Origin of the sequence: Arcanobacterium urinimassiliense, assembly GCF_900119495.1 — a bacterium.
GTDB classification, from domain to species: Bacteria; Actinomycetota; Actinomycetes; order Actinomycetales; family Actinomycetaceae; genus Arcanobacterium_A; species Arcanobacterium_A urinimassiliense.
The window spans coordinates 783,846-807,863 of record NZ_LT632435.1; the positions used below are offsets into that span (position 1 = coordinate 783,846).

General features: G+C 49.0%; 17 protein-coding genes and 3 tRNA genes. 17 read left to right on the forward strand and 3 right to left on the reverse strand.

The features are described 5' to 3' along the window. Positions 1-90: 90 nt before the first annotated feature. From BQ7117_RS03530 to BQ7117_RS03555, 6 genes are all read left to right on the forward strand, one after another. Positions 91-164 (forward strand) — tRNA-Ile (locus tag BQ7117_RS03530). Positions 165-294: 130 nt separating this feature from the next. Continuing rightward, complete coding sequence (locus BQ7117_RS03535; protein WP_073996220.1) at positions 295-1,125, forward strand: fumarylacetoacetate hydrolase family protein; 831 nt, start codon at positions 295-297, stop codon at positions 1,123-1,125. Between the two features lie 284 nt (positions 1,126-1,409). Next, complete coding sequence (gltX, locus tag BQ7117_RS03540) at positions 1,410-2,945, forward strand: glutamate--tRNA ligase (protein ID WP_073996221.1); 1,536 nt, start codon at positions 1,410-1,412, stop codon at positions 2,943-2,945. 127 nt (positions 2,946-3,072) lie between these two features. After that, positions 3,073-3,144, forward strand: a tRNA-Gln gene (locus tag BQ7117_RS03545). Between the two features lie 25 nt (positions 3,145-3,169). Further along, positions 3,170-3,242 (forward strand) — tRNA-Glu (locus BQ7117_RS03550). 41 nt (positions 3,243-3,283) lie between these two features. Further along, positions 3,284-4,858 carry an aspartate:alanine exchanger family transporter gene (locus tag BQ7117_RS03555; RefSeq protein WP_073996968.1) on the forward strand — a complete coding sequence of 525 codons (1,575 nt, stop codon included), beginning with the start codon at positions 3,284-3,286 and terminating at the stop codon, positions 4,856-4,858. A 164-nt stretch (positions 4,859-5,022) separates the two neighbouring features. On the opposite strand, the gene BQ7117_RS03560 is transcribed toward BQ7117_RS03555, so the two are convergent. Together BQ7117_RS03560 and BQ7117_RS03565 are read right to left on the reverse strand one after the other, a co-directional pair. After that, the gene (locus BQ7117_RS03560) at positions 5,023-6,171 is read right to left on the reverse strand and encodes a glycosyltransferase family 4 protein (protein ID WP_073996222.1); all 1,149 of its coding nucleotides are present in this window, start codon (positions 6,169-6,171) and stop codon (positions 5,023-5,025) included. A gap of 22 nt (positions 6,172-6,193) precedes the next feature. Then, on the reverse strand, positions 6,194-6,931 hold the full coding sequence (locus BQ7117_RS03565) for an IclR family transcriptional regulator (protein ID WP_073996223.1): 738 nt from the start codon (positions 6,929-6,931) through the stop codon (positions 6,194-6,196). A gap of 163 nt (positions 6,932-7,094) precedes the next feature. Between BQ7117_RS03565 and murA the strand changes: the two genes are divergently transcribed. The 4 genes from murA to BQ7117_RS03585 all read left to right on the forward strand — a co-directional run bounded on the left by murA (position 7,095) and on the right by BQ7117_RS03585 (position 11,424). Beyond that, a complete protein-coding gene (gene murA / locus BQ7117_RS03570) occupies positions 7,095-8,420 on the forward strand; it encodes a UDP-N-acetylglucosamine 1-carboxyvinyltransferase (RefSeq protein WP_073996224.1) in 1,326 nt (441 codons plus the stop codon). Positions 8,421-8,460: 40 nt separating this feature from the next. After that, on the forward strand, positions 8,461-9,591 hold the full coding sequence (locus BQ7117_RS03575; RefSeq protein ID WP_084789863.1) for a D-alanine--D-alanine ligase family protein: 1,131 nt from the start codon (positions 8,461-8,463) through the stop codon (positions 9,589-9,591). A 66-nt stretch (positions 9,592-9,657) separates the two neighbouring features. Next, positions 9,658-10,623, forward strand: coding sequence for a thiamine-phosphate kinase (gene thiL / locus BQ7117_RS03580; RefSeq protein ID WP_073996225.1), 966 nt, complete (start codon positions 9,658-9,660; stop codon positions 10,621-10,623). Between the two features lie 114 nt (positions 10,624-10,737). Further along, positions 10,738-11,424: a GNAT family N-acetyltransferase gene (locus BQ7117_RS03585; protein WP_073996226.1), complete on the forward strand. Its 687-nt coding sequence runs from the start codon at positions 10,738-10,740 to the stop codon at positions 11,422-11,424. A gap of 24 nt (positions 11,425-11,448) precedes the next feature. Here the strand turns inward: BQ7117_RS03585 and BQ7117_RS03590 are convergent, their stop codons facing one another. Beyond that, positions 11,449-12,876, reverse strand: coding sequence for a zinc ribbon domain-containing protein (locus BQ7117_RS03590; protein WP_154662963.1), 1,428 nt, complete (start codon positions 12,874-12,876; stop codon positions 11,449-11,451). Between the two features lie 334 nt (positions 12,877-13,210). On the opposite strand from BQ7117_RS03590, the gene BQ7117_RS03600 reads away from it, so the two are divergent. The 7 genes from BQ7117_RS03600 to BQ7117_RS03630 all read left to right on the forward strand — a co-directional run bounded on the left by BQ7117_RS03600 (position 13,211) and on the right by BQ7117_RS03630 (position 24,007). Then, a complete protein-coding gene (locus BQ7117_RS03600; protein WP_073996229.1) occupies positions 13,211-14,089 on the forward strand; it encodes a variant leucine-rich repeat-containing protein in 879 nt (292 codons plus the stop codon). Positions 14,090-14,114: 25 nt separating this feature from the next. Then, on the forward strand, positions 14,115-14,678 hold the full coding sequence (gene ahpC / locus BQ7117_RS03605; protein WP_073996230.1) for an alkyl hydroperoxide reductase subunit C: 564 nt from the start codon (positions 14,115-14,117) through the stop codon (positions 14,676-14,678). Positions 14,679-14,974: 296 nt separating this feature from the next. After that, the gene (locus BQ7117_RS03610) at positions 14,975-16,030 is read left to right on the forward strand and encodes a cation diffusion facilitator family transporter (RefSeq protein WP_084789865.1); all 1,056 of its coding nucleotides are present in this window, start codon (positions 14,975-14,977) and stop codon (positions 16,028-16,030) included. Positions 16,031-16,062: 32 nt separating this feature from the next. Further along, complete coding sequence (gene hemH / locus BQ7117_RS03615; protein WP_073996231.1) at positions 16,063-17,013, forward strand: ferrochelatase; 951 nt, start codon at positions 16,063-16,065, stop codon at positions 17,011-17,013. A gap of 376 nt (positions 17,014-17,389) precedes the next feature. Beyond that, positions 17,390-21,244 carry a hypothetical protein gene (locus tag BQ7117_RS03620; RefSeq protein WP_073996232.1) on the forward strand — a complete coding sequence of 1,285 codons (3,855 nt, stop codon included), beginning with the start codon at positions 17,390-17,392 and terminating at the stop codon, positions 21,242-21,244. Positions 21,245-21,257: 13 nt separating this feature from the next. Further along, positions 21,258-22,382 (forward strand): prealbumin-like fold domain-containing protein, encoded by a 1,125-nt coding sequence (locus tag BQ7117_RS03625; RefSeq protein WP_073996233.1) that lies wholly within the window; start codon positions 21,258-21,260, stop codon positions 22,380-22,382. 104 nt (positions 22,383-22,486) lie between these two features. Then, positions 22,487-24,007, forward strand: a complete 1,521-nt coding sequence (locus tag BQ7117_RS03630; RefSeq protein WP_073996234.1) for a SpaH/EbpB family LPXTG-anchored major pilin — start codon at positions 22,487-22,489, stop codon at positions 24,005-24,007. The last annotated feature ends 11 nt before the right edge of the window (positions 24,008-24,018 follow it).

Here is a 24,018-nt window from a genome sequence, read left to right on the forward strand (position 1 = left end):
GAAAATATCGGCACCGAAAAGTGAAATAAACCGCGCAGGTCTGAAACTAGTTGGAAATTTTCGCTAATATCAGATATAAACAATTAGTACGCCCCTGTAGCTCAGATGGTTAGAGCAGGGAACTCATAATTCCAAGGTCGTGGGTTCGAGCCCCGCCGGGGGCACTGAAGTTTAGATATTTGTTTTCTATTCTGCATAAACAGCTCGGCACGGAAAGTGGCTCTGGGTAGAAAATTACGAAAAATAGAGCGTTCTATAGCAGCTTATTTCTAAAAATCTATTAGACTGCACTATATGAAAATTGTGCGAATTTCTTTGCCACAAGGGCCGCGTTTTGCTCTTATTAATCCCCAAACTGGCCGTTACGAAGTGCTGGTAGGAGATCCTCTTTATACTTCACCTCAGCTCAGTGGAGAATCTTTTACTCTAGATGAAGTACAGGTGCTAGCCCCGATGCTTCCGCGTTCTAAGGTACTTTGCTGGCAGGGAAATTACGCAGAAAATTTACTGGCCTTTTCTGCAGCGGCAGAAGCAGAAGCAGAGACTTCGGCAGCGGCGGAAATTCCGGCCGCGGCCGCGGTAGATATGAGCGGCGCACTAACTGAGCTCCAAGCCTATATAAAACCTAATACTGCGGTCAGTGGGCAAAATACTCCGATTACTATCCCGAGTTACGCAACTTCTCTCGCGGTAGCTCCGCAGCTGGGAGTGATAATTTCTCGTCCTTGTAAAAAACTGTCTGCGGTAGGTGCCGCGGAAGTGATTTACGGTCTGACTCTGCTGCAATCTGCCTACATACCAGATATAGCTGGTAAATCTGGTGCCGCTGCCTATGCTTTCGATACTTCTTGCCCGCTCGGTCCAATTATTGAAACTGAAGTGCAAGATGCTTCGATTACACTCACGCGCAGCTTCCAAGAGCATAAAGAGGAAGCAGAGTTACTACTGCGCCGGGTAGATATACAGAAGCTAGTGGCGGCAGCTAGCCATATCGCCACTTTTTTGCCGGGCGATATTATCGGCCTTGGAAATCTATTGCCGCCTTGTGAGTTGCAGGCGGGAGATGAATTGCAGATTTCCGCTAGCGGATTGGGAAGCCTGCGCAATCCAGTGATAAGCGAGTAAAACTTATTTGCGTTTATGTGCGGTGCGCGGAAAACTTTATCTAGTGGATGCGTGAGTGAATTTTATTTGCTGGGAAAAGATACTGGGAATAGATAAAATCCTATTTACCACCGAGCTAATACCAGCCCTTATTAGTTATCAGCCCGCATTGGTTCCGGTTCTTATTGGTTGCTAGCCCTTATTGATAAAGAAATCGCATATTTTCTAGGAAATAGGGGAGGAACTGCGCACAATCGGCGCTCTAAATAGTGTAGGGCAAGCAGAAAGCGCTAGAATAGCAGGCGATGAATACTGCAGATAATCTTAGCGGCGATAAAGTCCGCGTCCGTTTTTGTCCCTCACCCACCGGTACTCCCCACGTAGGGATGGTACGTACTTGCCTTTTTAACTGGGCTTATGCTCGTCATACCGGAGGTACTTTCGTATTTCGTATCGAAGATACAGATGCGGCCCGCGATTCGCAAGAATCTTATGAAATGATTCTCGATTCATTGCACTGGCTGGGTTTAGATTGGGACGAAGGCGTGGAAGTGGGCGGCCCGGACGGTCCGTACCGCCAATCCGAACGGATGGATATCTATCGCGACGTAGCTGCCAAGCTGCTGGAAGGTGGCTATGCTTATGAATCTTTTTCCACTCCGGAAGAAGTAGAGCAACGCCATCGCGCCAAAGGAGAAGATCCCAAACTCGGATACGACGGCTTCGATCGGGATTTGAGCGCTGAGCAAAAAGCTGCCTATCGAGCGGAAGGGCGGCAGCCGGTATTGCGGATGCGGATGCCTGATACCGATATTACTTTTACTGATTTAGTGCGGGGAGAAATTACTTTTAAAGCTGGAAGCGTACCAGACTATGTGATAGTGCGCGGCAACGGCGAGCCTCTCTATACGCTCACTAATCCGATTGACGATGCGCTTACCCGCATCACCCATGTGCTGCGCGGGGAAGATTTACTTTCTTCTACTCCACGCCAAATCGTGCTTTACCGCGCTTTAATGGAGCTGGGGATTGCTCAATATATTCCGCAATTTGGGCATTTACCCTATGTGATGGGGGAGGGAAATAAGAAACTTTCGAAGCGCGATCCAGAATCTAGCCTTTTGCTTCACCGCGAACACGGAATGATACCGGAGGGGCTAATTAATTATCTGGCGCTTTTAGGGTGGTCTATTTCTCCCGATGAAGATGTATTTACGCGTGCAGAAATGGTGAAGGCTTTCGATATTAAAGACGTAAACCCGAATCCGGCGCGTTTCGATGAAAAGAAATGCGAAGCAATTAATGCGGAGCACATTCGCCGTCTTGATGAAGCAGATTTATGCCAGCGCCTCGTGCCTTTCCTGCATCGGGAAAATCTGGTAGCGGCGCCGGTTTATGCCGATAACTCGGCTCGCGTACAGCAGCTAATTGCGGGTGCCACACCTCTGGTGCAGACTCGCATTAAATTACTCGGAGAAGCGCCCGCATTAATGGCCTTCCTTTTCTGTACGGCTACAGAACTCGAATATCAAGAAAAAGCGGTACGGAAACTGAAAGATACCACTCCGCAGGTACTGGAAAAAGCCGTGGAAGTATTCGCAGAGATTAGCGATTTCACTGCTGCTCAGATCAAAGAAGTATTTGATGAGCATGTAGTGCAGGGTCTGGAAATAAAACCGCGCTTTGCTTATGCGCCGCTTTTCGTGGCTATTACGGGCAGTAATGTATCTTTGCCGGTAGTTGATTCTATGGCCTTATTAGGTAAAGAAGAAACTATTCGCCGGATTCAGCGCTTCCAGCAGCTCTATCCGGAGCTGGTGGCAGCTGGCGCGGATTGCTAAGTTTTCGCCCTGCTCTCGCTAAAATTGCAGGGTGAGTACACTCACGCACTTTTTAGTTTGCGCTTCGCCGGCGAGCTTAGTACGATATTTAATCGTTGCACAAAAGCGTAAAAGCGCTTTTTGCCTTTGGGGTATGGTGTAATCGGCAGCACGAGTGATTCTGGTTCATTTAGTCTAGGTTCGAGTCCTGGTACCCCAGCGAAAAAGAGGAAATCTTTTTTCACGCCCCGTTCGTCTAGCGGCCTAGGACATCGCCCTCTCACGGCGGTAACACCGGTTCAAATCCGGTACGGGGTACGATTATTTAAGAAAATCGATAGCACTGATAAGTGGGCGCTGTGGTTGAAATTATTTCTGCTTCTCCAATTCTGACCGTTTTTCTTGTAGGTGCTTTGGGCACTGTTCTAGGTCTCATTCCTTTTGGTCCGATTCGCCTCGGCGCAGCAGGAGCACTTTTCGTCGGGCTTGTAGTTGGTAATTTTGTGCCCGGCATGAATGAAGATCTTCTCCATGTGCAGAATCTAGGTTTAATTCTTTTTGTATACGCCGTTGGGCTCTCGGCGGGGCACGCTTTTTTCGCCAATTTCCGCCGGCAAGCTAAGTTAATCGGTGGTTCCATACTAGCGTTAATAGCTGGGGCGATAGTGACGGTAGTGGTTGGGCAACTTCTCCACCTAAAATCGGCGCTGCTACTCGGTATTTATGCCGGAGCGCTCACTACTACTCCCGCCTTGGCTGCTGCGGAAGAAGCCAGCGGTTCTAAGCAACCCGGTGTTGGTTATTCTCTAGCTTATCCAATGGGTGTAATCGTCGGAATCACACTGGTAGCTCTGGTAGTAGGGCGTAACTGGAAAGGCAGCGCTGATGTGCCCTCTCAGGCGGGTCAGCGGCTTTTCGCTGCCACCTGTAAGGTGACTAAGAATGTGCCAGTGCGTGCTATTCCCGATTGGAAAGCGCAACGTATTAAAATTTCGTATCTGCGCCGTAAAGGTAAGACGCGAATTGTCTCCGTGGGAGAAGAACTTCTACCGGATGATTTAGTAGTGGTGGTAGGTCTAGAAGAAAATGTGCGGCGGACTATTGCCGATTTAGGAATCTTAGTCAGTAGCCATCTTGCAAATGACCGTTCGCAAGTAGATTTTCGGCGTTTTACGGTATCCACCAAAGATTTAGCTAATTCCAGCGTGGCAGAGCTCAATATCGCTGGCAGATTCGGCGGAGTAGTCACGCGTATTCAGCGCGGAGATACTGAGCTGTTAGCAGAAGATGATCTTCGCCTAGAAATAGGCGATCGCGTCTTGGTGGCTTTTCCGCGTGAAGAATACGCGGGATTAGCAGAATTCTTTGGCAACTCGGAGCGGCAAGTAGCGCAAGTAGACGCTATCTCTATGGGCTTGGGAATAGTACTGGGCTTACTGGCAGGGATGGTGGAAATTCAACTGCCGGGCGGATCAGAATTTGCGCTCGGCCCGGCGGCTGGCCCTTTGATCGTCGGTATGATTCTCGGCGCTTTGCAGCGTACCGGCCCGATAGTTTGGCAGATTCCCCTAGCCGCTAATCAAATAATTCGCCAGTTGGGTCTGATGCTTTTCCTTGCTTCGGTAGGAATCGTCTCCGGTCCGGAATTTATGAATACAGTGCGCACTCCGGTAGGAGTAAAAGCAATGGCAGTAGGCTTAGTAGCTGCTTTCGTAGTAATGGGAGTGATGGGCATAATTGGCTATGCGCTTTGCCTATCTGCTACCCGCACTAGTGGAGCTATGGCTGGTATTCTAGGGCAGCCCGCTATTTTGGCTTATGCTACTGGGCGGAAAAATGACGAAAGAATCGAATCTGGTTATGCAGCTATTTTTGCTATCGGAATAGTGGTGAAAATTTTAATAGTTACCCTCATGGCGGCCATTATTATCTAGAGTTACTTCTTGGTATTAGTTCCGAAGTAGCCAAATCTTTTGCAGAATAGCTGAAGCGTGAAGAGTAACTAAATACTTCGCAAGTATAAAGTGCTCTGCAGAGTAGTCAGATACTTTGCATAGTGCCAAATTAAAGCAACTTATTACGGCTTAGAAAACTTGATTCAAGCGAGTAGCTCTTGGAGGGGACGGGCCGAATCACGCCACGTCCAGCAAGAATTTACCCACTCTTTACCAGCTGCTCCCATAGCACGCCCGCGCTCAGGGTGAGAGAGCAAAAATTCTAGCGCTTTGGCAGTGGCGTTTGCCGAATGTCCATTTACCACGATTCCCGTTTTGCCGTCTTGTACAGCTTCGGGAGCGCCGCCAGAATCTCCAGCCACTACGGGGAGACCAGCTGCGTAGGCCTCTAAATAAACTATCCCGAGCCCTTCAATATCCAGACCGCCGCCGCGGGTCCGGCACGGCATAGCGAAAATATCCCCGAGCGAATAGTGGTCAGCTAATTCGCTATAGGGCACTTCTCCCGTGAAAATAATTTTTTCTTTTCGGGGGCTGCGCTCAGCTAACTCGCGCAAATGCTTCTCATAGGGGCCTTTCCCCACTATCACTAAATACGCCTGTGGAAACTTTTCTGCTAGCTGCGCCCAGATAGAAATTAGCGTATCTTGCCCTTTTCGCTCTACCAAGCGAGAAATACACACCACTACCGGGGCGGTTTCGGGAATTTTATAGCGTTGGCGCAGCTTTTGCCGGGCAGTTTCTGAAAAGGCGAAAGCCGCTGGGTCTATAGCTCCGTGCAGCTGCACCGCGGGAGTTGTGCCAAAAAAAGGAGCCAGCCGCCGGCGCGTAGCTTCCGTCAAATAAGTTACAGTATCTGCATCGTGGAAGATTTTTCGCAATAAGGGGCGGGCACCAGGGAGCATCGACCAGCCAATTTCGTGACCGTGGGTGGTGGCGATGATTTGCTTAGCTCCGGCCTCTCGTGCCACATTAGCGAGTAAACCGAGAGGAGCAGCCGCTCCGAACCACACGTTTTCTATGTGATGCTCGATGATTATTTCCTGCATTTTTTTCGCTACTAGTGGGTTGGGCAGCATAATCGTGGCTGCATCGCGATAAATATGCCAAGGGACGGAAGCGTCGTACTTAGCTGCCGCCATTTTCCCTGATTCGCCAGGAGTATCCGGAGGTGTAGAGGTAAATACGAAGAGTTTTTCGGCATCTAGCTCTTTGGCGAATCCTTCTAAAAAGGTTTGAATGCCGCCGGCTCGGGGCGGAAAATCGTTAGTAACCAGCAAAGTAGGTTTCATAGAAGCATTTTCCTTTAAACTTTTAGGAGCTCGGAGAGCTTTGTAAAATTTCGGTGAGGCGATTTGCCGAAGCTACTACTGCGGCTGCGTATTGACGCCCCGGCTGGCGTCCCATTCTTTCTAGCGGTCCAGAAATAGAAACGGCGGCTATCACTTGCCCACTCGGGCCACGGACGGGAGCAGAAATAGAAGAAACTCCCACTTCTCTATCTCCTACCGACTGGGCCCAACCGCGCCGGCGTACTGCGGAAAGTACCGTCGCAGTGAATTGAGCGCCGTGTAATCCGCGGTGCATCCGATCTGGTTCTTCCCACGCTAGCAATACTTGGGCAGCTGAGCCCGCTTGCATAGAGAGAGTTGCCCCGACCGGAATAGAATCCCGTAATCCCATTGCGCGTTCGGCAGCTGCTACGCAGATGCGGTGTTCTCCTTGCCGGCGATAGAGTTGGGCAGATTCGCCAGTGTGATCGCGCAAGGCAATCAGGATGGGGTTAGCTACGGCTAAAAGTTGATCTTCGTCGGCGGCGGCAGCTAATTCGGCGAGCCGCGGCCCGAGCACGAAACGCCCTTGAATATCGCGTGCCACAAATCGGTGATATTCCAAAGCCACCGCAATGCGGTGTGCGGTGGGGCGAGCTAAAGAAGTAGTTGCTACTAGTTGCGCCAAAGTGAGCGGGCCAGCTTCGAGAGCGTTCAAAACGCCCATGGCTTTATCGAGTACTCCTACGCCGCTGCCAGCCACCTTTTGCTCCTTATCCATAAAACGATACTGCCATATCAATAATTGAGACGCAAACCTTTCCTTTCTGCGCTGGGAAAAGGAGAAAAATTATTCTGAAAGCCTATTCGCTCTCGGCCATATTTCACGATATCTTGGAATACAGTGCCTATACTTTTAGAAGAGGGGCAAAGGAGAATAATAAATGGCTGGAGATATTCTACGGGTGCAGGGCGGAAAGCCACTGCGGGGAGAAATATCCGTGCGGGGAGCAAAAAATTTCGTATCGAAAGCGATGGTGGCTTCCCTCCTCACGGAAGAAACCTCCGTTTTACGCAATGTGCCTTTAATTCGGGATGTAGATGTAGTCACCCAGTTGCTGCGCGCCCACGGTGTAGAAGTAGAGCACGATAAACAAGCCGGTATTCTCACCATTACGCCTGGTAAATTGCGCCTTCCTGATCCGGCTGAAATTAATTCGGTGGCGGGATCTTCGCGTATTCCTATCCTCTTTTGCGGTCCGCTTCTGCACGTCCTCGGCGAGGCTATTATCCCTGATTTAGGGGGCTGCCATATCGGAGATCGCCCGGTAGATTTCCATCTGGCCGTTCTAGAAGATTTTGGTGCCGAACGGCACGAAAAAGAATTTGGTCTGCATCTGCAGGCGCCGCGCGGTTTAACTGCCCGCAAAGTACATCTGCCATACCCTTCGGTGGGAGCTACGGAGCAGACTCTGTTAGCGGCGGTGCGCGCGCGGGGTGTCACTGAGCTAACTGGCGCGGCAGTAGAACCAGAGATAATGGATCTAATCGTGGTTTTGCAAAAAATGGGTGCTCTAATCACGGTGGATACAGATCGGACTATCTATATTGAAGGGGTGGAGCGTCTGCACGGATTCCGCCACACCGCTCTCGCCGATCGAATAGAAGCTGGATCTTGGGCTTGTGCTGCCCTGGCTACTAAAGGCGATATTACGGTGCGAGGTGCGCGCCAAGAGCCAATGATGAATTTCCTGAATGTTTTTCGGAAAATCGGCGGGCAGTTCGATATTTATGACGACGGTATTCGTTTTTGGCATCCGGGCGGCAAATTGCATTCTTTACCGATTGAAACGGATGTGCACCCAGGATTTATGACCGATTGGCAACAGCCAATGGTTGTGGCGCTGACCCAAGCAGAAGGAGTGTCGATTGTGCATGAGACGGTATATGAAAATCGTTTCGGCTTTACCCGGGCACTTAACCAAATGGGGGCACATATTCAAGTTTATCGGGAATGTTTAGGCTCGAAACGGTGCCGTTTCGGGCGGGAAAATTATTACCATTCGGCAGTTATTCAGGGGCCTACCGCGTTAAAAGGCGCTGATATAGAGGTGCCGGATTTGCGGGGCGGATTTTCACATCTAATTGCGGCTCTAGCTGCCTCTGGAGAATCGAATGTAGCGGGAATCGATATTATTAATCGTGGCTATGAGCACTTTATGCAAAAACTATTCCAGCTGGGAGCGCAAGTGGAGAAAATATCTGCCTGAGCCTGGCAGACTTTCTTTCGTGATGCTATAAAATTAGGCTGTGAGTACTGAACAGAAGAAAATTCGTATCGCTTTAATCTATGGGGGCACTTCCGGAGAGCACCCAATTTCTTGTGCAACTGCCGGAGCAGTTATGAGCGCTTTAGATACGGAGCGCTATGAAATTATTTCGATTGGAATCACCCGCAGCGGCGCTTGGGTACCGGGGAGCACTAATCCAGCAGAATTACAGCTGAATGCAGCTGCTACTGAGGTAGCAGAGCAAGAATCGCGCATCGTATTTTCACCGGGAGACGGCAATCAAGAAATACTTTTAATTGCGCCAGCGGCAAACGGAGAAAAAAAGATTACTTCCCTCGGGAAAGTTGATGTGGTATTTCCGCTGTTACATGGGCCTTTTGGAGAAGACGGCACTATTCAAGGGCTGCTAGAAATGGCGAATATTCCCTATGTGGGCTGCGGAGTATTTGCTTCCGCCGCCGGCATGGATAAAGATTTTATGAAAATTATTCTGCGCGCAGCCGGAATTCCGGTAGGCCCGTATGTGGCAGTGCCTTATCGACGGTGGCTACAAGAGCGGGAAGCCGTACTGGCTGAGGCAGCTGCTTTAGAGTTCCCTCTCTATGTGAAGCCGGCGCGCGCTGGTTCTTCGCTTGGCATTTCTCGAATTGAGAATTTAGAGCAACTCCCAGCGGCAATTACCGAAGCGCAGCGCCATGATCCGAAAGTGATAATAGAGCAAGGAATAGCTGGCCGAGAGATAGAGTGTGCAGTGCTAGGCGCTTCGAGTGGAAAGCCGGCGCGGGCATCTCTTCCAGGAGAAATAGTACTGAATAGCGAATCTGCCCAGTTCTACGATTTCGACCACAAATACGTACAAGTACAGGATTTAGTAATGCAAGTGCCGGCCGCTATTCCGGAGGCGGTGCAGGAGCAGATACGGGAAACTGCCGTAGCTACTTTTGCTGCTTTTGGCGGAGAAGGTTTGGCGCGCGTTGATTTCTTTTACACCCCAGGCGGCGAGATATTCGTCAATGAAATTAATACCATGCCCGGATTTACCCCGGTATCTATGTACCCGGTAATGTGGAAAAACACCGGTATTCCGTATGCCGATTTAGTGCAAAAGTTAGTCGATTTAGCTTTAGCGCGCGGCACGGGATTACATTAAAAATAATTTAGGTACGCCGGAAATTACCAAGCTCAGGCAAATCGGGGAAATTAGGAAGCTGAAAATATGCTGATAAGTGATATATCGGAAGATGCTTTAATTGCCGAAGTGACTGCCATCCTGCCGCGCCGCGCCGATGCGATAGTGCCCACGGGTGACGACTGTGCAGTACTCGCTTTCACTGGTAATACCGCCGTATCCACTGATCTTCTCGTAGAAGGTACGCATTTTCGCTGTGATTGGGGAGAGGGGAAAGATATTGGCTTCCGCGCTGCTATGCAGAATTTGGCCGACGCAGTGGCAATCGGGGCGCAGCCTATCTCCCTCGTTATCGGTTTAGGGCTCCCGCGAGATACTAAAAAAGACTGGGTGCTCGATTTTGCGCAGGGAGTGAAGGAAGCCTGCGCGCCGCTCGGAGTGGGAGTAGACGGCGGTGATTTTGTAGCAGCCGATAAAATTGTCGTATCGGTAACTGTGCTCGGAGATGTACACCAGCCGATTCTGCGGTCGGGGGCGCGTCCGGGAGATTTAGTAATCCACAGTGGCAAACTTGGCTGTGCTCGCGCTGGATACGAACTTTTACAGGCTGGCTATCGGCGCAGTACCGCTGAAAAAGAATTTTCTGTGCTTATCACCGATTTTTTGCGCCCCACCCCGCCCCTGCAAACTGCGCTCGCTGCAGTTAAAGAAGGGAATTTGCACGCGCTTATGGACGTATCTGATGGTTTAGTAATGGACGGGCGCCGCCTAGCGCGGGCTTCGGGAGTGAGCATTAATTTGCATAATGACGCATTTGGGGCAGCATTTAGGCGCATAGCCAAAGCGGCGGGGCGTTTGGGTGCCCGCCGGGCGGAATGGATTTTTACGGGAGGAGAAGACCACGGCTTCCTTGCCACTATTTCCCCGGATGCACCCTTGCCAGCTGGATTTATTCCCATCGGGAAAATAGGCAGCGCCGATCCACATGGGCGTGTCTACCTGGATGGAAAAGAATTTATTACCGCCGGGGGCTGGGATCATTTTCATCAGTAAGGAAAAGTATTAAATCTTACTCTTAGCTGCGATGATTTGTGCAGTTACTGTGGTTGGTGTCGTTTTAGTTTTGTAGAGGTGGAGCTTTTCCGATTTTTCTTCTAAACTACCGCTATGCTTGAATTTCGCCCGATATGTGCAGCTGAATATGAAACAGTAATAGATGAATTATTGATTCCGAATTTTTCTTTAGCGGAGCGCGGCCCGCGCGCCGAACTTTTAGCTGATTTTCAATCTGGCCAATATATCGGCACTGCCGTCTGGGATGGGGAAACTGAGAAACCTCTCGCTACTGCCGTGGGATGGAGAGTTACTGGCGAATCAGTACTGCTTTCGTGGTTAGCGGTAGATAAGGCGGCTCGCGGCGGGGGAATCGGAGGAAAACTTCTCGATACTTCTATCCGCACCTGGGAAGAGACCTATCAACCGGCGCTTATTCTCGGAGAGATTGAATCTCCCTACGCCTATGGTGAGCACCCCGAATACGGTAATCCGCAGGCGCGGTGGCGCTTCTATCAGCGCCATGGTGCTCGCCGGATAGATATCCCTTACGCTATGCCCAGCCTTGCTCCTGATTTACCTCCGGTAGAGGATATGTGGCTTCTCCTTTTTGGCGGCCGCGCCTACCAGCAAGCAGAAATTTTAGAGAAACCGGGTAGCTTTGCAGCTCATTTTGGGGATGAACTACGGGAATTTCTGCTCGCCTACTTAGAAAGTTCGGTAGAAATTCGTACTGCGGGGCATTACCGCCCCGCAGTAGAAGAAATGTTAGACGCAATCGCGCAAACGCGCCTTATCTGAAGCTAGAACCAATTAGAGCTAGAACTAGTCGCTATCGCTGCTATTGTCTTTATCTTCCTGAAAATCTACCTTAACTTTTCCATCTTTAATGCTGAATCTAAAGCTGTTGCTAATAGATATCTTAAGCGGACTGCTGGCATCTTTCCATGGATCGCTATCCGTCATCCGTTCTTTATAATTTATGAGTGCTTGCCCGTCGATACTTACATATCCCTGGTAGGCTCCGGATTGGAAAATAGGAGATTTATCTGTAAGAGAAATTTTCGGATCTTTCTTCCAGCTGCGTTTAATCTCGCTGATGGCTTTGTACACTGGATCTTGCATCTCTAAATCTGGGCAGTCCGCCACTTCAAAAGTGGTAGATTCCATGCACTTATCGTAGTGGGATTTCACCTGTTCTTGCGCCTGCTTAAGCACTTCGTCGGTGAATTGCATATCGATTTGCACATATTTGCTACTGCCGTCTACCGGTACCACTACTTCGGTATCACTATCGGAAGTAATTAAATCTTCGTTGCTCTGCGCCGCAATCGTATAGGTGCCAGGAAAAGCTGGGAGGTAGTAGGATCCTCCGTCATCTTCTCCCTCACTCAAAGCAGATAAATCTATTTCCACACCATTGATAGAAAGCTTTCCAGCGGTATTATCGATATTCATTGTGCCCAGCGGAGCTTCGGTAATTACCCAATTATTGAATAAACCGAATTTCTTGCCGCGCTCTTCCACAGTGAGAAACACCGGATACTTCTTCATATCGATGGTCAGCTCGGCTTCTATCCCGACGCTGCGCGTTATTTTAGAGTCCTTTGAAGAATTTTTTGTTGCCGAATTTTCCTGTGCAATCACATTTAAAATTTGGAAATCGCTGGGGCGATCTTTTGCTTTGCTATATATCTCATCCGTGAGCAAGATGCGTTCACGCGAGCTGTAATTGGGGTCGTATGCCGCTAAGGCTTTGCTGGCTTTTCCGTCTACCAGCGCCGAAAGATATTTTTCTGCCGTATTTTCCGCAGAAAATTTCCCTGCCACCACTTTGTAAGAAATTCCGCCTGCCAGCAAGATTACTAACGCAATGACAGCGAAAACTATCCACTTTTTCCCTTTCCCTTTTTTCTTTTCTCCGTTATTCGGGAGATTAGGGATATTAGGAATGCTCGGCGCAGCTGGAGCGCTCGAGGCTGGTGAGTTAATCGGCGGTACCGGGCTGGCCAGTGCAGGTGGAATAATTGGCGCAGCCGAATCTGCGGCAGCAGCTGGGGTATCGGGAATGACGGTCGTCTCGGTAGTGGTATCTGCTGGAGAAATTGGCGTCACTTCTGGCGCGGGCGGTACCGGCATAGATTCTGGAGCAGGCGGCGTGGGTGGTGCCGGGGGTGCTGGTGGTGTCGGAGGTGTGGGTGGCAACGGTGGCGGTGGAGGGGTGAGGGAATTGTTCTCAGCGTTATTATCCATAATTTTCTTCTCTCTCTACCGGCTTGCGGCCTAATCCAACATTTCCTGGCCTAATATTTCCTAAATACTCCGATATCTTTGGGTTTAGAAGTATTACTACTTCTCTAATCTTCGAAATATCTAATTTAAATATCTTCGGACATAGGAAATTTTTTTACCTATTTTTCACTTTCGAGAGTAGTCGAAAATAATGGCTCTCTGCAATGAATATCGCGACTTTTCCAGTTTTGCGCCTCGCAAGCTTTTTGCAAAGTGTTCCCCGTTATTGCCAGAGCTTTTCTAAATTTACTAAAATGGGGTGTGAGTATTATTTAATTAGGGAAAGTAGGGCGCCATGGCGTACGATCCGAAAACTATAACTGCGGAAAATATGCAAGATTCGCAAATAACTGCACAAGAATTAGCTGATATTGCTGCTAAACGGCCTGATTTATGGGACGAGGTGGAGCGGCATCCTAATTGCTATCCTGCTTTGCAGGCGTGGATTGAAGATAGAAGAAAAGATAGCGCTCCGGCGCCGGAGCCACTTTCGCAGGCTGCTTGGCAAGAAAAATTCCAACAAGACAATGGGCGCGAGCCTACTTTGCGGGAATATCAGGAAGCTGTACTGAGCGGCCTGGTAAAAGAAGAGCGAGTGGCCGATGACTCAGTCGGTGATATGCAGGAGGGGTTAAAACAGTTTGCTGCCGGAGCCAAGACTTTTGTGAATAACCGGGTAACTCCGAATGTAGTAGAGCAAGCTGCCACTTTGAAAGGTGATATTCCGCGTACTAAAAACGCCAAAGGAATAGATGTGGGTATGCTAGCTCCGGCAGTACTGCTTGGTTCGCAGCTATTGGCTTTTATCAGTCTTTTCTTACCAGTGGTGAAAATTCCTATTCTAAACACTTCGCTGAATTTCTTTGCCAACGGCAAAATTTTTGATGCGGAGTATTCCTTCCATGGCGGCTGGATTCTCTTCGCGATTATTTTAGTAGCAGTACCGGCGGTATTGGCAATTTGGCAGCGGAAGAAATGGGCATATGCGGCAGCTGGTGCCTTGGGAGCTCTCATTGGTCTCATTCTGAGCATTAAAATGCTTTCGGCAATTTCCAATGTTTCTGGAACCGGCGTCACCGGGGTAGGCCTGGTATTTATGTTTATCGCGGCTTTAGTAGAGTTAGCCTCTGCAATCCTCTGCCTGGTAATCGTATTTAAGAAACAAAATAAGTAATAGTTAAGGAGAATGAAAAGTAAATATGGCACTTATAAACACCCCTGCTGCTTCTTGGAAAGGTATGGCATACCACAAAGGTGATTTTGTAGAAGTAGGGAGTGAAGATTATGCTGGTCAGTGGGCAATTCTCTTTTTCTACCCCGCAGATTTTACTTTTGTCTGTCCTACCGAGCTAGAAGATATGGCAGAGCTCTATCCTGAGTTTCAAAAATTGGGAGTAGAAATCTATTCGGTATCTACTGATAAACATTTTTCCCACAAGGCATGGCATGATTCTTCGCCGCGGATCGGGAAGATTGAATTCCCAATGGTGGGCGATCCTAGCTTCGAAATTACCGAAGCTTTCGATTCGCTTCGCCCCGGAGAAGGAGCGGCTGACCGCACTACGGTTTTAATTGATCCAAAGGGAATTATTCAGTATGTGGAGACCACTTCGGAAGGAGTAGGGCGAAATGCAAAGGAATTATTGCGCAAGGTAAAAGCGGCGCAATATGTATACAACAATCCTGGTCAGGTTTGCCCAGCCAAGTGGGAAGTAGGAGACGCTACTCTCACTCCTTCCTTTGATTTGACGGGTCAGCTCTAAAAGTAGCGCACCTAGATACTCGATTTAACTTGCTGCCTCCCTGAGTTCAGGGAGGCAGCTATTTTTAATAGTTTAGGCATATTGACAGCTAGTACCCCCTAAATTACTATTAAGATTGGGTTGCTAGTAAGGGGGACCTAAATAAAATCTAGGTATTTTGGTTACCGGATATTCTAGATACCAGAAAATGGCGTCTATGCCATTTTAAGTGCACTATTTTCTACCTATTTACTGATATTTAGTAGTTTAAGAATATATATAGAGGTAAATACGGTTAGCGAGGAGGTAGGTCTGCCATGGGCAGCGAAAATCCACATTTTCATTCGCATCTACATTCAAATGGTGAGTCGGCGGAGCACTCCCATTCAGCCGAGCACTCGCATTCGCATTCTCACTTTCATTCCCATTCGCATATTCCTACTGGCGATTCGGCTGCTTCTCCAATTGCCACGACTGCGAAATATCGGATTCGTTTGGCAATAGTCTTTGGTATTTATCTTTGCATAATAATCGGCCAGTTATTTACTTCTTGGCTCACCGGCAGTTTGGCTCTATTAGCGGAAGCCATGCATATGGGCGTAGATAGCGGGGGAATTCTGGTAGCTTTAATTGCCTCGATTCTTTCCACGCGTAAAGCTACAAAAAAACTCACTTATGGAATGATGCGGGCGGAAATTCTAGCTGTGCTCATTAATTGCGTACTACTTTTCGTAGTGGGAACTTTCATTCTTATTGAAGCGGTTCAGCACTGGCTAAACCCCCCAGCCATTGCCAGTACTGGCGTCATAATTATGGCGGTAATCGGCCTTAGCGCCTCCACGCTTTCTTTCTTTATTCTCCGGCAAGGAGCAGCAGAGAGCTTAAATATGAAGGCTGCTTTCTTGGAAGTAATAAGCGACGGCATCGGTTCGCTGGCAATTATTCTTTCTGCGGTACTTAACCTCACGCTGGGGTGGCGGCGCGCGGATGCGGTAGCGGCAGCGCTGATTGGGATATTTGTGTTGCCTCGTGCTTTTGCGTTGCTCCGGCAGGCGGTAAATATAATTTTACAAGGAGTGCCGGCGGGGATTGATTTACAGCAGCTGCTTGCGGAGATAAAAGAGATAGACGGAGTAGCAGAGGTACATTCTTTACACGTATGGGCACTCACGAGTGGGGTGCCGGTCATGAGCGCTCATATAGTGGTAGATGCGGATGCATCTTCTCTTCCGGAACGCACCCGGATACTCGACGAAGCTACCGGCCATATGCGCCGTTGTTTCCATATTGAGCACGTGACCATTCAAATTGAAGAGCCCGGGCATCTCGATCATGAGGGTGTGCTCAACCGGGAAATACAGGAACTAGAGTAGTGGAGCCCCGCCCCTTCCCGTACACTAGCCATATGAAATATGGGTGCCTTATAGTCGCTTTGGGGACTCCCGCATCTCCAGCTCCGGCGGATATTGCAGATTTTCTTCAGGAATTTCTTTCTGATCCGGCGGTAGTAGATTTCCCTGCTTGGCTCTGGAAGCCGATTTTGCGGCATGTAGTTTTAAAAACTCGCCCGGAAAAAATTCGCCCCCAATATGAGCATATTTGGCTGGCAGATGGCTCTCCTTTACAGGTGCATACGCAGGCACAGGCAGCAGCTCTCCAAGCTGAATTACCAGAAGTAGCAGTAGCCTATGCCAATACCTATACTGCGCCACGTATTAGTGAGACTATTGCGCGGCTCGTGGCAGAAGAGGCAGTAGAAGAATTAGTAATAATTCCGCTTTATCCGCAGTATGCTCCTTCTACGGTGTGTGATATTAGGAGGCAGGCGGAGGCTTATTGCGCCGGCGCCGAAGCTCCGCGCTTACACTGGGCAGATTCTTGGCAGATACAGGAGCAGTATGTAGCTTGGTATGCAGAAAAGCTCCAGGAAAAAATTTCGCGAGAAAATCCGGATAAAATTATTTTTTCTTTTCATGGGGTGCCACTCCGGGCGGCGCATGCTCCTACTAGTTATTTTCAGCAATGCGCGCAGACGGTAGCTGCGATTATGGAACGGGTGGGGGATTACCCGCATGAAATTACTTTCCAGTCTAAGTTTGGCCCGGGAAAATGGCTGCATCCGGCTACTATCGGGCGGATGCGGGAACTGCCGCGGGAAGGGGTAAAGAATATACTTTTACTTACGCCGGGCTTTTTTGCTGACTGTATTGAGACGCTTTATGAGCTGGATGTGCTAAATAAAGGCGAGTTTCAGAAGGCAGGTGGCGAAAAATTTACGCGCCTAGCTCCGCCTAATTCTGATGCTGCGGCGGGGAAAATATTGGCCGCTCTGTATCGAGAAATTCTGCCGAGTTGAGTTATTTCGCTAAATTTACTTCACTGTGTTGCGCTTGGCGCTTTTTAGCGCGCGAAATGGGGACTCTTCGCAGCCCTATTATTTTGTAAAAAATATATTAATTGCGTTGTGTTGGAGATAAAGTCTGAAAAATCCAATTAGTAATTACAAAGTAATTTTCAAACGGGGGGGGGGTAGGTGTGGTGGATTTATTTTATAGTCCCAGGTTGTGGTCGTATTGCGGGTTTTTAGGTGCGGAATTTTTTACAAAATTGCATATTGCTTGCCGGAAAAAGAATTTAAATTTATATTTAATTTGTAGGACTAAAGTGCTATCAAATATGGTGATGCACTGGAAGTTTTAATTGAATTAATTTCATTCCTGAGGGGATAGATTTTGAGCGCGCGTAAATTTCTCGCAGGTATCTCGGCGGTAGCAGTAGGGTTCTCCGGTCTGTTAATCGGGGGAATAGCTGTGGGCGCTGATGAGCCGAATGATCGTGGTACTACAGTGGAGAATTCTGCTCCAGCTGCGGAAAATACGGAGAGCGGTGCTGGTAATAAAGCCAGTGTCGGTAAGAGTGCGGAACACGCTAATGAGCAGGCAGATTCGGCGGAAAAAGAAAATGCGCGCAAATCTGGAGCGCAGCCGGATGCTCTTAGTCAGCGGCTTTCCCCGCTTTATTTAGCGCAAGGTGCTGGGACTACCCGCAGTGAAGGAGATGTGCCGTCTCCCGATACCGGCGATGTAGGCACGCCCGGTCCAATTACTACTTCCCGTACCACTCCGGTGGAAGCCGATGCTTTGGCGCCGAATCCGGGCCCCGAATCTACTGTACGATGGGCAGATTGTAGCGATTATCCCGATACTGCGCGGGCTTATGGTTATCCCTATATACAAAACGGCGTCGAGCTCACTAATGCGTCAAATTCTTGCCGCGGTGGTAAAAATGTACTCTCCGGGCGCCTCTACTATACGAATGCGCTTTCTTTTGATGCTACTTCTACAGATGCTGGCCGGTTAAATGGCTATAAAGTGTATGTGCAGTGGCAAGATAACGATGGTTCGGTATCCCCAGTGTACTGGGCAGTCACTAGATATTTATCAGGATCGCAAGGTGGAGATGGTTCCTATGCCTTCTACCTTCCGGAGTGGACGGATTCGCGGGGAGTAGTCCACAGCCCCAAGTTCTCAGCTTTAATAGGAAATATTCAATACAAACTTTGGATTGCGCCTAATCAGAAAGGTCCCGGTGGCGGTAACTTAGTAGCAGTACGCCAAGGCCCCGGTAACGGTATTGGTTTTAAAAATGGCGGGCGCGATGGCTACTTTGGCTCTTTCTTCTTAGAATCCGCTAATTTGCAGCGCACCTCTATCTGGGCTTGGGAAGTACCACAGGATTATATGACTGCCGATACCTGGAAAGTGGACGGTAAAGATTACGTAAGTGATCTCAATATGGGCGATAGCGGTCTGCTCGGTTCGCCTCTGCAAAATAAGCCAGTACTTTCTGGAGATGTCTGGTGGGAAACAAAAGAGCCAGATCTTTCAGTTAATATGCCTACTTCCACTCGGGAGTATACTGCCGGAGGTAGTGATATCTGGGTGGTATCTTCGGTGCTGACCCCAGCAGGCGTATCGGCAATTCAGTGCGGGCCAAAATGGGATCCCCGCTTGGCTGGTGGCAAAGGCGACTGGAGTGATATTCCAGCTTGGAATTTAAAGACTAATACTTGTATACAAGATCCAAATGCTCCAAGATGGGATTCACGTAGCTACCAGGTAGCGGCAGTGAAATTCCAAAAGAAACTGCTCAGCGAAAATCGCTCTTTGATTGCGCAGACTGTGGCTTCTTATGTGCATCCGCAGCCAGGAAATCCGGAAAATTCTCCAGTTGGTTATTATGTGGCGCGCTTTGATGAGAAGTTAGTCAAATCAATTCCGCAGGGGGCGGTGCCGAAAATGGGTGACGGCATTTTCCAATATGCGGTGCGCTTAGCGTATGAAACTGATGAACAGGGGAATATGCGCCGCGATAAAAATAATGCGCCGGTGCTGAAATATGATGAGAATGGCCGACCCATCGTCACCGAAATTGTGCAAGAAATTTCGGCTACTTCTGCTCCTTTCTACGGGCCACGCACCCGGTGGGCCACTTCGGCTTATCAATACAATAGTTCTGCCCATCCGATGGATGATATGAACCATGCTCTGTATGCCAATCAGTGGTCCGCAATTGATGTGACTAATTTCGATACCCATGAAAAGAAAGCTGCTCCGGGCGATATTGCTCAACTCAATGTAGATCACCACTATGTAAAAGGGCAGAAAGTTTGGATTCGCTGGCGCGATCAAAACGGTAAAATTGTAATGTCACCTAATGCGGATGAGAACCCGGAGATTCTCAATCCAGGCTGTTGGTACTATGGGCCGAATGATGAAGATCCTAGTGATAATGCGAGTGCGGCCACTCCAGGTAATCCCAATGGTGGGAAAGGCGGTTGCTGGCTGCAAGTGCCGAAGAATTTGAGTGGAGAGAAATTATATACCGCCGAATTAGTGGTATTCGGCGATGTAGTGGATGCCGATTCGTTCGTAGCTGTGGGCAACGGGCGCCCTGATTACGAGTTGATTCCTTCGGCTATTGCCAATCCAAATCGCCCAGAAGATCCAAAAGATCCTTATGACAGTGCTGGTTACGGAGCGCGATTAAAGAATGTGCCGTACTGGGTAGATAATGAGGGGCACCGGATGGAGCTCTCAGTAGATAAGAATGGCAAGAAAATTCATCCGCATGGGCATTTTGGGTTGCAGAAATTCCCGGGTACCGTAACAGTTGGAAAACTGCGGAAAGATGGCGAATTTATTGATTACCATTGGAGTGAATCTGGTGGTACGGATGGCCATTTCACCATTTGTGGAAAATATGTGCGTTCTGCCGAATACAACGAAAGCTATGAATGGACTTGCGAGCCTAGCTCAGATTATGAATACGGAGAAGTGACTTATACTCCGAATCTAAATAGCCATGGTACTGGTCTCTACGAACTGCCGATGCGTTGGTATCCCACAGATGAAAATGGCAATGTACTCACCGTACAAGAAGCTCGTAATGTGTACGGCGATATTGTCAAAGATAGTACATCGAGAGGCAAGCCCTATATTGAAATATTCGCGCCTTTCTGGGTGGAGAATCCGAATCTTAGTTACGCTTATGATTATGACCCGCAATATGGCGAGCATACGGCGCATCCGCTGCAGACGGTCACTTTTGATATCCAGTGGAATGAAACTAATACTATGGCCGGAGATAATCGTTTCCCAGGTTCTTGGCCACAAGGTGTGGGGGTAAATCGAGTACAGAAATGTAAGATACCGGAACCTGGAGTGAAAACGGCAGTGCCTTTCCCCGAAGAAATGCGCGATTGGGTACTACTTAACCCCGGGAAAGTAAATAGTAACGGCGATTTGGGCAGTGTGGACTGGAAGACTAATCCCGATAATGCTTGCCAGCTAAAAGTGAAAGTACCGCCCACGGCTAAGAATGGCGATATTATAAAAATTCCGGTGCAGGTCATCTATCGACGCCAAGATACTAAAGCTACTACGACCGATATCGCTATTGCCACGGTAAAAGTGTGGGCACCGCAGGCGAGTGGTACGGTAATTTACGATCAAAACGGCAATGCGGTAATTGGGGCCAGTGAACCCAATGAAATTGGGCTCCCCGGCGTGCAGGTAGTGGCAAAGGCGAGTATTCCCTATACTGATATATTCGGCAGAGCTACCAAGAACGGGAAGCGACTCATGGCGGAAGTGACCCGAATTGGAAATACCGATAAGAACGGCAAATTCGTCATCGACTCTATAGTGGCAGGTGATTGTAGAGGCAGTGATAGCGGCTCTCAATGCCCGAAAGCTGATTACAAGCTTTCGCTGAATCCGCTTTCTTTTGCCGAGCAAGGTAAAGCGCCGTGCCCAGATAACCCTGCGCAGATGTGTGATGTGCGCGTGCCGGGCGGGCCGGATCGATGGCTGGGCACGGTAATACCACCTAATCAAAAACGCCCCGTCACCGTGAGCGGGGATCCGCAGTTTACTTTCCTGCGCAAAGTGGTGGAAGATCAAGATGGTAAGCGCGAGGTGCAGTATTCCGGTACTGGGCAAAATATTCCGGTACAGATGGAATGGGGTAGCCAAGCAACTTATGACAAGGTGAATACTCCACAATTATGGGCTGTGGTTCTCTAATCCGCGCTTAGACGTGCAGAAAACTATTTCCAAAGTTAATGGGGCAGATCCAGATGGTACCCTCGCCTTGCGCCCCGGAGATAAAGTGGAATACCGAATTGAAGCGGTAAATAAAGGCAATACTCCGGTAGGGGAAGTGACGTTCTTAGACCAGTTGCTGGTGCCTATGGAGTGCGGCGTAAATGATAGTAAAGATGCTTGGGTGCCCAATCCCTTACAAGATGGAGAATTAGTCTGCAGTAAGTGGAAGAAAGTTGATGCAGCGCATCCAGATTTGCATATTACGGCCAGTGCGGGAGTGGATATAAGTAATTTGGAGAATATTACGCTCCGCCCTGGCGATAAATTAATTGCATCTGGTACTTATACGGTGCAAGAAGATGACGCTCGTACCGGTGCCGTATTGAACCACGCCTTTGTATTTGCGAAAGAAGGATTCCCACCTCCCGCAGATCCCTGGAAAGTTGGCTATGTAGAGGGGCGGAGTAGCGTACGGAGTGAAGCAAAGCGCGATATGAGTGTCTGCCTAGTGAAAGTGGCCCACGATGTGCCGGCCGATAAAGGAGCTCCGGCTGCGGGTGGAGATAACACTTTGCCTGAGTGTAAGCATATTGGGCTTACGGCAGAGACTCCGAAAGATTCGTTGCTGCAGAATAAGCGCCTAGCTGGTGCAGAATTTACTCTCTACGAAGTAGACGATAATGGGCAGAAGATTGTAGATGCCTCAGGCAACCCCACTAAGTCTTATCCGGCGCGCCTAAATGGACAGGGTGTACTAGTGGCGACGCGGGTGCCGGCTGGTCAATATCTACTTGAAGAGCAGAAAGCACCTGCTGGGTATCAGCTACTTCCGAGTGCTTTGGCACTGCGGCTGTTCTGGGATGATTCCGCTCCGCGGGGCGTGGCAAAAGCCGAATTTGCTTTTAAAGGCGTGGTGAGCACCAGTGAAAGCGCACAGGTGCTGAGTAGCGGAAGTATCGATGAACCGGTGGAAATTGCCGTAGGTGATTCTCATATCGGTACGCTGCCGAAGGCAGGCAAAATAGGAGTTTTACCATTCATTATTGCGGGGGGAAGCCTCTTCCTCGCGGCTGTACTGAGCGCTCGCTCTGCGGGGCGCCGGAAGAGGCGGGGGTGAAGGCAAGGAAAGAGAAAGATATAGACGAAGAAATAAAAATCTGGAAAACACCTAAAATTATTTATTAAAAATTTTTCGGAAATCCGAGAAGAAAAGGAAAGAAAATGGGAAGAAGCAAGTTTTTGAGTCGCGGCACTGCCGTACTTGCCACCATTGCTCTAGGCCTGGTAGGTCTAGGAGCTTTTGGTGGAGCAGCTACGGCAGCTCCCACGGTTAATATCGATGCCAGCAAGAAAGGCAGCATTTCTGTACATAAGTACTCCGGAGATAATGCCAGCAATGCCGAGCGTACCGGTACGGAAGCTGATAAGGCTAATGTGCCAGCTGGATCTACTCCGTTAAACGATGTGACTTTCAAGCTGGAAAAGTTAAACTACGACATTACTACGCCGGATGGGTTTAAAGCAGCTGCGAAAGCTACGGTAGCTACGGCAGAAAAAGATACGAACTTTACTGCTCTTACGCAGCAGACGGCGGGAGACGGCTTAGCCAAATTTAGTAATCTGGCAGTTGGCGCCTATCTTTTGACTGAAACGGTCACTCCGGTAGGTCATATTCCAGCCGAGCCTTCCATTGTCTTTGTGCCGATGACGAAGCCAGATGGTACGGGCTGGAATTACGATATACATGTATATCCGAAGAATAAGAAGACTACTGATAATCCGGTAAAGACCGATATCACGCCGAAAGATAAGATAATTACGGTAGGTCAGTACATTTCTTATCAGATTACAAAGACTCTACCGAAGGCTGCTGAGGATCCTAATACGAACTTCAGCAAGTTCGTCTTTGTGGACGACCTTTCCAATCACCAGTATCTGGAATTAGATGCAGCAAAGCTGAATCTGAAGTTAATGGTGGGGGATGCTGAATATAAAGTAAATGACGATTACACAAAAGACACTACGGGCGGCAAGCTTACTGTAACCCTTACCGAAGAGGGCTTGGCGAAGATGACGCAAGCTAAGCGGGCTGCCGGAGCGGCTGACGTGACCGCTACGCTGACCTTCGATGCAAAAGTGAAGGCGTTGCCGCCATTTGATTCTGCTAACGATAAGGGCATGATTATCAACGTTGCCTCTACCATCACCAATAACGGTACTACCTCTACGGATGTCACCCAGAATACGGATCCGAGTAGCGGAGGAAAGACCCAATTTGGAAATATCAAGATCAAGAAGATCAATGCAAATGGCGAAGCTCTAGCTAAAGCAGAATTCCAATTGTACGAGTGCGCAGCTGATGGAACAGCTACTGGCGATCCAATTAAAGCGGGCGCACAGGGTACAGAAGATACGTTTACCACTGCTACTGGCACTGGTGAAGCAACTATCACGGGTGTGCGTGCTGGTGATAATTTGAAACTCTGCTTAGTGGAGAAGAAAGCTCCAGAAGGATACCAGCTGCTGCCGAAGCCGGCACAGGTAGACTTCACTCCGGATATTGTAAAGGCTGCGGCTGATCTCACCGTTGTTGCGCAAGTGAAAAACGAAGTAGATGACGGAAGCATCTTCGGGAAACTGCCTCTCACTGGTGGAGCCGGTGTAGCTTTGATCATTATTCTGGGCGGTGCAGTACTAGGCGGAGCTGTATATTCGGCACGCCGGGCTGCCAAGCGTTCCTAAATAATAGGGAA